This window comes from Rhizobium leguminosarum bv. viciae (assembly GCF_012276115.1).
In the GTDB taxonomy this organism is placed as follows: Bacteria; Pseudomonadota; Alphaproteobacteria; order Rhizobiales; family Rhizobiaceae; genus Rhizobium; species Rhizobium leguminosarum_T.
In genome coordinates, this window is the sequence record NZ_WIEU01000028.1 from 18,182 (window position 1) to 30,446 (window position 12,265).

The window sequence follows — 12,265 nt, forward strand, 5'->3', positions numbered from 1 at the left end:
TGGATCGCTAATGCCTCCCAGCGGTCCCGTGCCCTTGACGACGGCAATTAAGAGCGAAAAGAAATTGGCTTGTCAATAAATAAATCCAATTGAATTATTAATTCGATGTGGCATGCTCCATCGAATTAGGGCATAGGCCAACAATCGGGAGGAGCGGCCATGTCGTCCTTGGATGGATCGGCAAACATACCGGTCCCGCCACCAATTCTGAATCCGGCCGGCGGTGCAAACCAGGTCAGGGTACGAGCCTATAACGAACGGCTCGTGCTGTCGCTGGTGCGTCTCTACGGCGCGCTGTCGAAGGCCGATATCGCGCGCCGCAGCGGGCTGTCGGCGCAGACCGTCTCCGTCATCATGCGGGTGTTGGAAAAGGAAGGGCTGCTGTCGCGCGGGGATCCGGTGCGCGGCCGTGTCGGCCAGCCGTCGATCCCGATGCATCTCAACCCCGATGCCGTCTATTCCTTCGGCCTGAAGATGGGCCGGCGCAGCGCCGATCTGGTGCTGATGGATTTCGTCGGCCGCATCCGCATGCAGCTGCATAAGACCTATGCCTATCCATTGCCGGATGAAATTCTCGCCTTCGTCACATCAGGCATTCGGGAACTCGAAGAGCGGCTCGACGACAAGCAGCGCGGCCGTATTGCCGGCCTCGGCATCGCCGCGCCTTTCGAGCTCTGGAACTGGGCCGAAGAGGTGGGGGCGCCGGCCGGCGCCATGGAGGTCTGGCGCGAGATCGACCTGCAGGCCGACATCGCCTCCCGCGTCTCCCATCCGGTCTTCATGCAGAACGATGCGACCAGCGCCTGCGGCGCCGAGCTGGTCTTCGGCGTTGGGCCGTCCTATCCGGATTTCGTCTATTTCTTCATCGGCTCCTTCATCGGTGGCGGCATCGTCTTGAATTCGGCGATCTTTTCCGGCCGCACCGGCACGGCGGGCGCGATCGGGCCGCTGCCGGTGCGGGGCAAGAACGGCGAGACGAAGCAGTTGCTCGAAATCGCCTCGATCTTCGTGCTCGAGAACATGCTGCGCGAGCGTGGCATCGATCCCGAGCCGCTCTGGTATTCGGCCGACGACTGGGTGGATTTCGGCGAGCCGATGGAAGCCTGGATCCAGGACAGCGCCAAAGCGCTGGCGCAGGCGATCGTTGCCGCCGCCTCGATCCTCGATTTCAGCGCGGCCGTGATCGACGGCGGCTTTCCCAGCTGGGTGCGCAGCCGCGTGGTGCAGGCCACCATCGACGAAGCGGCCAAGCTCGACCTGCAGGGCGTCGTCATGCCCGAAATCATCGAGGGCGCGGTCGGCGCCCAGGCACGCGCCATCGGCGGCGCCAGCCTGCCGATCTTCGCGCGTTACCTCACCGACCAGAACGTACTCTTCAAGGAGGTAGACCATGCTGAAAGGACTTGATCCGCTGTTGAGCCCGGAGCTGCTTTTGACGCTTCGCGCCATGGGCCACGGCGACGAGATCGCTATCGTCGACGGCAATTATCCGGGCGTCGAACATGCCCGCCGGCTGATCCGGCTCGACGGCCACCGCCTCATCCCGGTCCTCAACGCCGTGCTCAGCGTGCTGCCGATCGATGATTTCGTGACGGAGGCGATCTTCCGCTCGACGGTCAAGGCCGAGCGCGACAAGCTCGACCCCGTGCATGAGGAGATGATCGACTGCTGCGCCCGCCACGAACCGCACCGGCAGGTCGTGCCACTGATCGGCCAGGATTTCTACGGACGAGTGAAGACTGCCCATGCGGTGATCCAGACCGGTGAGCCCAGGCTCTATGCCAACATCATCCTGCGCAAGGGCGTGATCTATCCGAAGGAGGCGGACGCCCATGCCGAGGTTGATCCCTTCGTTTACTAGAGCATGATGCCGAAAAGTGTGAGCAGTCATCGGGCGACATCATGCTCATCCTGTTCCGGCGGTCACCCGTCTATTTCGACTTCCGCTTCACAGTTTACGGGCGCATTTAAAGGGATGGCCATGCCGATGGACGAGCGGGCGTGGGCGCCAACGCTGGGGCCGTACAGCTCCAGTATCAGATCGGAATAGCCGTTTGTGACCAGCGGCGTCTCATTGAAACCCGGAGCAACATTCACCATGGCGAAGACGCGCAGCCAAGCCGTGACCCGATCAAGGTCTCCGACAGCACGTTTGAGACTGGCGAGATGGGCCAGGGCAACGAGCCGGGCTGACGCGTAACCCTGCTCTGCCGAAACATCCGCTCCGACCTTGCCAAGCGGGTCTGCCAATGTCCCATCGCGGTTGCACGCGACGTGACCCGAGATGTAAGCGCGGCTGCCGCGCACGCGAACCCAGGCGAAGGGCATATGCAGCCCCTCGCGAACTTTCAAAGGCTCGGGCAATTCCAGACCCATTTCGGCCAGACGTTGTTCGATGATGGCCATGGTGCACCTCCCGGTGTGGTTAAGGTACGATGTTGTCGAGCTCCGGCATCAGAACGACGCTCTCGTTGGCTGCGGGGTCGTTGCGGGCACCGAGGAACTCGGCGCTTTCGGTGCTGCGATTGACGGCCACGTGGGGAACGCCGGCCGGAATGAACAGATAGTCACCGGCGTGGACCAATTCGCACCGCTCGAGCTCCGGCCCCGACCAGATCTCGATTTCTTGGCCCGCAGTCATCAGAAGGGCCGTCTCGTGCCCCTCATGGCGATGGGCCTTGGTTCGTCTGCCTGCCGGTAGCGAAATCATCCCCAGCCACAGCATGCTTGATCCGACGCTTTGTGCCGAGATGCCCGAGCGATAGACCGACCCTTGCTCGGCGACATGGCTGCCGCTCCCGCGTACGACTTTCGCGGTTAATCCATGGGGATTTTTCGGGTGCGTTGCTTCGTTCTTCATCGCTCTCACCACTTCAGCCGCTGCACTGGAACAGACTCTGCGCGCTCGGCCGGCGCAAGTCCTGAAGCGGGGCCGAAAAATTCCGAAAAGTTGCGAAATCGCGTATCATCTCGGCCATGAACACCCAGCACCTTGCCTTCGGCCACTTCGAGTTCATTGCCGAGAACGGATGCCTGTTTCGCGACAATAGGCCTGTCGCTATCGGCGCCCGAGGTGCTTCCCTGCTTGCCGCTCTGCTTTCGGCACAGGGAGGTGTCGTCTCCAAGTCGGCCCTGATGGATGCGGTTTGGCCGGGATTGATTGTTGAGGAAAGCAATCTTTCCGTTCAGATTGCCGCTCTTCGCAAGCTGCTCGGCCCTGCATCAGACGGCAGCGAATGGATCGTCACGGTTCCGCGGGTCGGATACCGATTTTCCGGTCCTGTGGAGAGCCGGACCGACGCAGCCGAAAGCGGATGGCATGCGCAGACCAGTTCGATGCCGGCGATTGCGGTACTGCCATTCGAAAATCTCGGCGGTGATGCTGAAAGACAGTATCTGGCCGACGGTATTACCGACGACCTGATCATGGCCCTCGTTCGCTTCAGATGGTTCCGCGTCGCCTCACGTGGGGCGAGTTTCACAAGGAAGGATGGCTCGAGGGATCCGCAATCTATCGCGCGCGAACTTGGCGTCGATTTTCTGGTGGATGGAGCTATCCGGTATACCCGCGATCAGATCCGGATATCGGTGCACCTCGCCGACGCAGTGAAAGGTGCCACCGTCTGGTCCGAACATTACGACCTTCAGGTGGCCGAGGTATTTGCAGTGCAAGACGCCATCGCCGAGCGGATCGCAGCAGCGGTGGAGCCCGAGCTGCTGTTGCGTCATGGGCTTCCGATGGCTCCGCACACCGGCAACATCACTGCCTGGAACCTTGTAAGGCAAGGTACATTCAATTTCCACAAGGTCACCCAGCCCACCCACCTTGTCGCACGGCGATTCTTCCGCGAGGCTGCGGAACTCGATCCCATGCTTCCGGAGGCGCAGATCTGGCGGGCGCGGGTCAATGCGGGCCTCATTGGCTACGGCTGGACTGATAACCCCGCCGCGGACGGGAAGGAAGGGTTGGATGCGGCCCTTCGGGCGATCTATCTCGATGCGCGGAACCCGTACTCGCACTATGCGCTGGCGATCGTGTCGGCCTATACGGGCAGGGCTGACCAGGCGATCCTCGCAGCGGAACGGTCCATCGAACTCGGTTCGAGTTTCGCCTTGGGCTATCTCGTCTTCGGCATGGCCCGTCTCTTTTCGGGGGATGCGGCCGGCGCGCGGCAGCCCCTGGCTCGCGGCCTCGAACTCAACCCCCATGACCCGCAGAATGGGGTTTGGTTCAGCCTCCTGATGCTTGCACTGTTCTTTTCGGGCAACGTCGAGGGCGCACTCGAAACGGGACGTACGGCGCAAAAGGCGCGGCCTGACTGGCCGGCGCTTCTGCGCATTCAGGCGTGCTGCCATATGGCCGCGGGACATCGTGAACAGGCCCGCCGCTTTGCTGCGGCTGCCAGCGACCTTTCCCAATCCGCCGGCGATGCGCTTGGTCCGTTCAGGGATGGCAACAAGGAATGGGCCACCCGCCTGAACGAGCTGCTGCGAGAGGCGGAATTTTAAGACGACCGGTTGGCAAAACCCGTTCAGGATCGGCGCCGAAGAAGCCTGAGGCCTGCCGCTCGTCGGCCGGGACTCCGACGGCCGGTGAAGACCGCCCATGCGGTGATCCAGGCCGGCGGCCCAGGCTCTATGCCAACATCATCCTGCGCAAGGGCGTGATCTGTCCGAAGGAGGCGGACGCCCATGCGGCGGCCGAGGTGCATCCGTTCGTCTACTAGCAATTCCAGCCAAAAGACGCAGCGTTTGGTCGTCGGTAGGCTTTGGCTTTCGGTCCGGCTGAAGGTCGGTCTTTCGCCATTCTTTGGATGGAGTTATTGTGCGGCCGGTGGATTGGTCCACCGCGCCGGCAAACCGCTTGTTAAGTCAAGCGCTGCGGAACGTCGCCTCACCACCAGGAGCCGACGTCGCGCGGCTGCAGGGATACGTGCGGAATCAGGCCGGTGAAGCGATGAGGACACGGATTTCACATGGCACCTGACATGAGCACTACTCCTCGTCGCAGCATCACCGGTTTGCGCAAGTTTCTGGATCCTGAGCAGCAGCGCGATTGGATAGAAGGCAAGGCGGACCTAATCGACGCCGAAGAGCGCTTGGAGTCCCTGGAACAGCGGTTCAAGTACGTCGCACGGTTTGAGAAGCTGCTTCGTCGCCCACAGGCGCAAGACGTTCTGGAAATTCTCGGGATATACGGGCAAACCTGCATCCCCATCCCGCGCAAGACCGAGCGTCACTACTGGTCGGCTTCCTGTCTGCCCTCGACTTCCGACAAGCCGCTCGTCCGCGTCAATGCGAGCTGGATGGAGCTTTTCACGCTCTACGCCGACGGCGAGGGCCTGCGCGCACGATTCCTGGTGCATCTTTCGCATTTCACCACCGATCACTCACCGGCGCAGGGCAATGTGGACGCGGCTTTTCTCGAGGACTGCGTCGCGACACCCGAAGACGTCGGTTATTTTTTCCCACGCGGCGAGGACATTTTCGGCATCACTGTGCGGGGCTCGGCCTCGATCCGCAAATTCCTCGCGGAGCGCCGCATCTTGCGCGCCATTCGGACTTTCAATGTGACGCACATGAACCGAGGTCGGAACGCCTATCAGGCAAGCCACTGCTACAGCCTGGGGGATACCATGCTGGCGGGTTGATCGGCTCCGGGATGCGCCCTACCCTGGCGAAGCGGTTGGGTATCAGACGCTCAACGCCGTAAAACATGTGGAATCCGGGAGCGTCGATTGATCGATCATTCCTCTGCGTCGAACTGGTTTGAGAAAATCAAATGAAAGAGCGCCTGCTGATAGCTTGCGTGCTCGCCGCCGCCGCCTACATGGCGCTCACGACAGAAACTCGATTGTCTACCCCAATCAAGCCAGACGGCATCCCACAGGCGAGCGAAACGCCGCCTTCCAGGATCTACAAGGATGCTTCGGGACGCGAGGTGCATATTGCGACGCCCTTGCTGGATAAATTCTCCTATGCCGGAGATACCGATCTCTGCATCGAACTACGGGAAATGACAAAATCCAGTGCGGAGGCCGCAGAAGAGCTTCTGGACGCATGCGACGACATTTCAACGGGCAGCGCGGTTGAGATAAGCCAAAAGCGTATCTGGTTGGCCACGATGCTTGGCGACGGAGACGAGGAATATACTTATTCTCTTCCCGACAATGAAACCGATCGGAATAGGCGCGTGGTCCTGGCAATCTCGATGCTGAGAGCCGCACTGGATGCTGCCGCGCCGGATGCTGCAAAAGAAGCCTTCTCCGCTCTCGATAGCCTTTGGATCGCAAACGATGCGAGCGGCGCCTTTGCTGGTTATAATTCGCCCTTCCTATTTCGCTCCGCCATGAAAGCTGAAGCCGGTGAAGCTCTGCTGACCCTGTGCCCACTTGCCGGTCGGAGCGACTGCGATAGCTTCGTACCAAGCGGAATGCCAAAGGCTCTGGAAGAGCTTGGGCGCTGGAAATCCGATGAGGCCTTGCTGTTGCGTTCTGCAGAACTGTTGGAACGCGAATACAGGGCGATCAAAGATCCAAGCAAGAGCAAGGAGCTTGATTTTGCTCAGGATTTTTCCGCAACGCTGGGTTATGCCAATGAACTCAATCCAGGAAACGGAAGCGCTCACGCCAGGCGTGGCGTGAAGCCGTTGGAGGAGTGGCTGGGCAAATATGAAAACAGCACCGATGAACGTGCGTTGCGATACATCTATAGCACGGTTGGCGCAGCATATGGACGTATCGCATCGGATAGCCAGCAGCGTGCCGACGCTGAAAAGGCCGTAAAATTCAATAGTCTGACCTTCGAAATAGCCAGGAAATTAGACAAGGACGGCCCGAGCTGGGAAAACATGGCGAATCTTGGCGATGACACGCTGCTGTTGGCCGAACTGAACCGAGAGGAAGCAGGATTTCAAAAAGCGTTGAAACTTCACCGCGACGCATACGCGATAACGGAAAAGCTCAATTTGCCAGACGCTACCGCCTATATGGATTTGAAACTTGCGCGGACCCTGCAGCACTATGCAAAGGCAGAGCTTCCTTCGGTTACGAAAAACGAGAGGATCGCCATGTTGGAAGAGGCGATCAATTTGGCTGAAGGCGTCAAGCCGCTCTTCGAACAGACCGGCACAGCACTCTACCTGCGAATGACGAATGGCGTCCTGGGTGAGGCAAACGCCCAACTCATCTCGCTCCGCCAATCGAATTAGCCTTGATAATCCGGTCCATCTTTAGGGCGCTCCTGTCTTGTTCGGCGAACGGTAGACACCATGGGACCGAATCCTCATCCGATTTACGGCAAAGATATCCATTGTGCGCAGCGAAACTCCCGTGCCTTCGTAAAGGCAACCCACCATTAACCTATCAAGCGAACAGATGATCTTTGGGATTTGTCGGTGCTGCGCGGCTTCATCAGCCACTGCGATACCGGCCCTCTTATTCCGCCCGAATGAATTGAGGCGGTCTTCGATCACGGCGTGACCGCCGATGCCGCGAAGTAGCGCCATCCGTCATCGGCATTCGGTGATACGAGTGTACCAAACTGGCCATGACGGCTCTTCACACAACAGGAGCCTGTTCATATGCCTCGCATCCAACCAACCAGACCGCAGATGGAGATCGTTGCCTGGCTCGCGGTCTTCCTGGTTCTCTTCTGCCTATCTTGGTTCCTCCAATGGCATGAAGGGCTGGATCGGTTCATCGAGAAGCATCATGACTATCCGCTGGACCACGCGCTCCTCGCCCTTAATATCTCCGGGTTTCTCGGGCTCATTTATTCCGCGCTGAGAATCCGGGATCTTTCGAGGGAGGTCAATCGCCGGCTGCAGGCCGAAAAGAACGTAGACTGGATTGCCTGTCACGACACGCTGACCGAACTGCCTAACCGCAGGTTTCTGGATTCCGTATGCGCGCAGGCGATGACCGATCAAAGGGAAGAAACCTACGCCGTGTTCAGCATCGATCTCGACGGCTTCAAGAAGGTCAACGACCTCCTGGGGCATGATCACGGTGATGCGGTGCTGAAGACTGTTGCTCAGCGGCTCTCTTCCCTCTTTCCCCGTGAACACGTTTTCCGCCTTGGTGGAGACGAATTCGTTGTTCTGGCGCGGCGAACCGGAAATCCCGATCTTGCCGCGTTGGCGAACCGCATAGTGACCGTGATCGGCAAGCCGTTCACATTCAATGGTGTCGCCGTTGACCTCGGCGCCAGTGTCGGCTTCGCGCTTTTTCCGGAGAACGGCGATGACCTCAGTCAAGTCATTCGACATTCCGACTGTGCGATGTATGTCGCCAAAAAGCAGGGGCGCAATCTGGTGAAGCCCTTCGTTCCTTCGATGCAGGACGAGTTGGCGAAGCGGATCCGGATGGAAGCCGATCTGAGAGCAGCCATTAAGAAGGCTGAGATCGTTCCCTACTATCAACCGCTTGTGGACCTGAAAACGAATAGGATTATCGGCTTCGAGGCGCTGGCACGCTGGAAGACGGCCTCCGGCGAATTCATCCCACCGAACGAATTCATTCCGGTGGCGGAGGAAGCCGGTCTGATCGTCGAATTGACCGACCAACTGCTTCGCCACGCCTGCACCGATGCGCTTTCCTGGCCAAGCGAGCTCGTCCTGTCATTCAACCTTTCTCCGATCCAACTGAGCGATCGGTTACTGGGGCTCAGAATTCTCAAGATATTGGGCGATGTCGGTCTGCCCGCGCACCGGGTCGAGCTGGAAGTGACGGAGAGCGCCATCATCCAGGACGCCGTTACGGCACGAATCGTCCTCGATGATCTCGTGAATGCCGGGGTCGGGATTGCTCTCGACGACTTTGGAACTGGTTATTCCAGCCTCTCACAACTATCCAACTACCGATTCGACAAGATCAAGATCGACAGGAGTTTCGTCTCTTCATTCGAAACCGACGATAAGCAAGACAAGGTGATCAGGGCGATCATCGCTCTCGGTGTGGGACTTGGCGTGACGATAACCGCCGAGGGTATCGAAGAGGAGAGCCAGCTTCAGCGGCTTCAGGACCTGGGTTGCGATATCGGCCAAGGTTATCTGCTTGGCAGGCCAGCGCCGGCCGAGAAGCTTGCCACAGGCGAGGTCAGCGCCAGAATTTTGCAACGCGGTTGATGGGGGCCGCGGTATGTTGGCTCTGAATCAGAGCCAACACGAGCTTGCCGACTTCAAGTTACGCTTATCAATGCCTCACTTTTCGCCCAGAGCTGCGTGGCTTTGTCGGTGCATCGAGCGCATAGGACCTGACGCCATCGGCAAACGGGTTGGACGTGTCATTGATTGACGCGACGGCGCAATGCCTGACGATACGTCGCCGTTGTCGAGCAAGCCCTGTCCACCCTGGCCGACCGGCCGTTCCACTGGAGCGTGATATCGCAGGCGCTCGCAGAGCTGCTCGGGGCAGCAGTCCAAAGTTTTACAGCGTGACGGCGCGCCGGTGCAATCGTCCGGACTTTACTCCGACACAGGGGTAAAAGGATGACGCCCAAGAAACGCAGCCACTTGTTCTGTAACTTCGACAGGCGCGGAGTCCGGGAAAAAATGTCCGCCTGGTACGGCGCGAGCGTCCATGGTGGTGCAACGATCCGCCCAGGTGGCTGGGAGATCATAGAGTTTGGCCATCGCGCCGGCTGCGCCGTACAGGACCAGCGCCGGCGCCGATATACGTCTCCCTTGCTCCGCCAGATCGTCGGCGAGATCGACGGCCAGCGCCGCACGGTAATCGTTGCAGCCGCCGGCAATCGCCTTGGAATCATGCCAGGAAGCCCGGTAGGCCGCGAGCTGTTCGACGTCGAAATCCTGCGGGCCTGCCGCGCCCCATCCAAACAGGCAGGTTTCATAAAAGAGATCGGGATTGGCTTCGATCATTCGCTCCGGGAACGGCGCGGGTTGAGCGAGGAAGAACCAGTGCCAGTAGCTTTGAGCGACCTCGCGGCGCAGGTCGCCCAGCATCACCGCCGTCGGCACGATGTCCATCAAAGTGACGCTCGCCACAGCCGCAGGATGATCGAGAGCCAGCCTGTGCGCCACCCGGGCACCGCGGTCGTGACCCGCGAGATGAAACCGCTCGTGTCCAAGCGTTTTCATCAAACCGAGCTGATCTGCTGCCATGGCGCGGAAGCTGTAATTGGCCAGATCAGCGCGAGCCGGCGGTTTGTCGGAGGCGCCATAGCCGCGCAAATCTGCGCAGATCACCCGATAGCCAAGCGCGACCAGCTCTGGTGCGATCCGTGCCCAAAGTGCCTTGGTCTGCGGAAAGCCATGCAGCATCAGCAGCGGCTCCCCCGCACCCGCGGCGACATAAGCGATTTCCACGCCATCGACGGCAATCCGGACGCTTTCAAAACCCTCAAACATACTCCCCTCCCCGTTTCGCGACGATTGTGACGCCTCTACAGCCGGTTGGATGCCGTGAGGTGCGTCTTGCCCTGATGTAATCCTTATGTTGGTTGACATTATTAATGATATACGTCATCAATAAGTCAAGCTACAATGACGCACGACATCATAGTTTGGGCATGGCCGTCGAAAGGGCTGCGAAGTGCGGATCACCAAGGAAAAAAAGCAGGAAAACTACGAGCGGATTATCACCATCGCTTCCGAACTGTTTCGCGAGCGCGGGTACGATGGCGTGGCGGTGGCGGAGCTGATGGAGCGTGCCGGGCTCACTCATGGCGGCTTCTACAACCACTTCCGATCCAAGGAGGAGCTGATCGCAGCGGCGACCGCCAGGGGTTTCGGCGAGACCGCGGAACGCTACGCAGGATATGATGCGCTTGCCGCCATCGAAGCCTATATCTCGCGCGAGCACCGGGATGCGCGCGGTCATGGGTGCCCCGCTGCGGCACTAAGTTGCGAAGCAGCACGGCTGCCGGATGAGACGAGATCGGCTTTTGCCGCAGGAATCGAGAACCTGCTCAGCACGTTCGAGGGCGACATGACGCGCGATCACGGCGCCGGATCGCGCGCGCTAACCATCAGCCTCCTTGCTCAGGCCGTGGGCGCCATCGTCCTTTCGAGAGCCTGCCCGGACAATTCTTCCCTGGCGGATGAAATCCTGGATGCCTGCCGGGCCGACTGCCGTGACGCCATCGGAAATCACGCGCGCAAGCAATAGGGCCGCGCATGCGCGGCCCTATGCAGTCAGGCGTCGACCGGCGCGGCCATGGTGGGATAGTCGGTATAGCCCGCAGCACCTCCGCCATAGAGCGTCGCCATATCGAGATTGGCCAGCGGTGCACCGGCCTTCAGGCGTTCGACAAAATCCGGGTTGGCAATGAACGGCCTGCCGAAGGCGAACAAATCCGCCAGTCCCTGCTCCAGCCTTGCCGTCGCGAGTTCCAGATCGTAGCCGTTGTTGGCGATGTAAGTGTTCTTGAACCTGCGGCGAAGCGCCTCATAGTCGAAGGGTGCAACGTCGCGCGCCCCGCCCGTCGCGCCTTCGACGACATGGAGGTAGGCAATGCCCATCTCGTCGAGCTGCTCGACGATGTAGTTGAACTGCGCCTGCGGATCGGTTGCGGATATCCCATTGGCCGGCGACACCGGCGAAATCCGAACGCCGGTTCGCTGCGCTCCAACTTCCTCGATGACCGCGGCCGTCACCTCCAGCGTCAGCCGGGCGCGGTTTTCAATCGAGCCGCCATAAGCGTCGGTTCGGATGTTCGATCCATCCCTGGCGAACTGGTCGAGCAGGTAGCCATTGGCGCCGTGAACTTCGACGCCATCGAAACCGGCGGCGATCGCATTGGCGGCGGCGCCACGGAAATCCTTGATAATGCCGGGGATCTCGCCCGGTTCGAGCGCCCGAGGTGCCGACACATCCACGAAGGCGTTGTTCACAAACGTCTTGGTTGCGGCCCTGATGGCGGAAGGCGCCACCGGGGGCTGCCCATCCGGCTGCAAGTCGACATGCGATACCCGACCGACATGCCAGAGCTGCAGGAAGATGTGGCCGCCCTTGGCATGCACCGCGTCGGTCACCTTACGCCAGCCGTCGATCTGCGCCTCTGTGTAGATGCCGGGCGTGTCCTGATAGCCTTGACCCTGCTGCGAAATCTGGGTCGCCTCCGAGATGATCAGGCCTGCCGAGGCCCGCTGCGCATAATATTCGGCAATGAGATCCCCCGGCACAAATCCGGCGCCTGCTCTGTTGCGAGTCAATGGCGCCATAACGATGCGGTTGGAGAGCGTGAGGGAGCCGAGTACCGAGGGCCCAAAGAGTGTCTTGCTGGTCATGTGTCACTTTCACAA

Annotated in this window: 11 protein-coding genes and 1 pseudogene; 8 read left to right on the forward strand and 4 right to left on the reverse strand. The window is 60.0% G+C overall.

Annotation, left to right across the window (positions count from 1 at the left end; all coding sequences use genetic code 11):
* Positions 1-159: 159 nt before the first annotated feature.
* On the forward strand, positions 160-1,407 hold the full coding sequence (locus tag GFM02_RS31150; RefSeq protein WP_168323809.1) for an ROK family transcriptional regulator: 1,248 nt from the start codon (positions 160-162) through the stop codon (positions 1,405-1,407).
* Complete coding sequence (locus tag GFM02_RS31155) at positions 1,391-1,861, forward strand: RbsD/FucU family protein (RefSeq protein ID WP_168323810.1); 471 nt, start codon at positions 1,391-1,393, stop codon at positions 1,859-1,861. The genes GFM02_RS31150 and GFM02_RS31155 overlap by 17 nt, the downstream gene beginning before the upstream one ends.
* A 62-nt stretch (positions 1,862-1,923) precedes the next feature.
* Here the strand turns inward: GFM02_RS31155 and GFM02_RS31160 are convergent, their stop codons facing one another.
* Both GFM02_RS31160 and GFM02_RS31165 read right to left on the reverse strand, forming a co-directional pair.
* On the reverse strand, positions 1,924-2,406 hold the full coding sequence (locus tag GFM02_RS31160) for a RidA family protein (RefSeq protein ID WP_020048284.1): 483 nt from the start codon (positions 2,404-2,406) through the stop codon (positions 1,924-1,926).
* 19 nt (positions 2,407-2,425) lie between these two features.
* Positions 2,426-2,860 (reverse strand): cupin domain-containing protein, encoded by a 435-nt coding sequence (locus GFM02_RS31165; protein WP_168283770.1) that lies wholly within the window; start codon positions 2,858-2,860, stop codon positions 2,426-2,428.
* Positions 2,861-2,976: 116 nt separating this feature from the next.
* Here GFM02_RS31165 and GFM02_RS31170 point away from each other — a divergent pair, with 116 nt between their 5' ends.
* From GFM02_RS31170 to GFM02_RS31190, 5 genes and pseudogenes are all read left to right on the forward strand, one after another.
* Positions 2,977-4,509 (forward strand): winged helix-turn-helix domain-containing protein, encoded by a 1,533-nt coding sequence (locus GFM02_RS31170; RefSeq protein WP_168323811.1) that lies wholly within the window; start codon positions 2,977-2,979, stop codon positions 4,507-4,509.
* A gap of 52 nt (positions 4,510-4,561) precedes the next feature.
* A pseudogene (locus tag GFM02_RS35280) lies at positions 4,562-4,727 on the forward strand (RbsD/FucU domain-containing protein); the annotation flags it as partial.
* Positions 4,728-4,976: 249 nt separating this feature from the next.
* Complete coding sequence (locus tag GFM02_RS31180) at positions 4,977-5,651, forward strand: hypothetical protein (protein WP_168323812.1); 675 nt, start codon at positions 4,977-4,979, stop codon at positions 5,649-5,651.
* A gap of 131 nt (positions 5,652-5,782) precedes the next feature.
* Positions 5,783-7,210 carry a hypothetical protein gene (locus GFM02_RS31185; RefSeq protein WP_168323813.1) on the forward strand — a complete coding sequence of 476 codons (1,428 nt, stop codon included), beginning with the start codon at positions 5,783-5,785 and terminating at the stop codon, positions 7,208-7,210.
* 372 nt (positions 7,211-7,582) lie between these two features.
* Positions 7,583-9,127, forward strand: coding sequence for a putative bifunctional diguanylate cyclase/phosphodiesterase (locus GFM02_RS31190; protein ID WP_168323814.1), 1,545 nt, complete (start codon positions 7,583-7,585; stop codon positions 9,125-9,127).
* 339 nt (positions 9,128-9,466) lie between these two features.
* Here the strand turns inward: GFM02_RS31190 and GFM02_RS31200 are convergent, their stop codons facing one another.
* The gene (locus tag GFM02_RS31200) at positions 9,467-10,369 is read right to left on the reverse strand and encodes an alpha/beta fold hydrolase (protein WP_168323815.1); all 903 of its coding nucleotides are present in this window, start codon (positions 10,367-10,369) and stop codon (positions 9,467-9,469) included.
* A gap of 184 nt (positions 10,370-10,553) precedes the next feature.
* Between GFM02_RS31200 and GFM02_RS31205 the strand changes: the two genes are divergently transcribed.
* Positions 10,554-11,129: a TetR family transcriptional regulator gene (locus tag GFM02_RS31205; RefSeq protein ID WP_168323816.1), complete on the forward strand. Its 576-nt coding sequence runs from the start codon at positions 10,554-10,556 to the stop codon at positions 11,127-11,129.
* Positions 11,130-11,155: 26 nt separating this feature from the next.
* Here GFM02_RS31205 and GFM02_RS31210 read toward each other — a convergent pair whose 3' ends face one another.
* On the reverse strand, positions 11,156-12,250 hold the full coding sequence (locus tag GFM02_RS31210; protein WP_168323817.1) for an alkene reductase: 1,095 nt from the start codon (positions 12,248-12,250) through the stop codon (positions 11,156-11,158).
* Between the last annotated feature and the right edge of the window lie 15 nt (positions 12,251-12,265).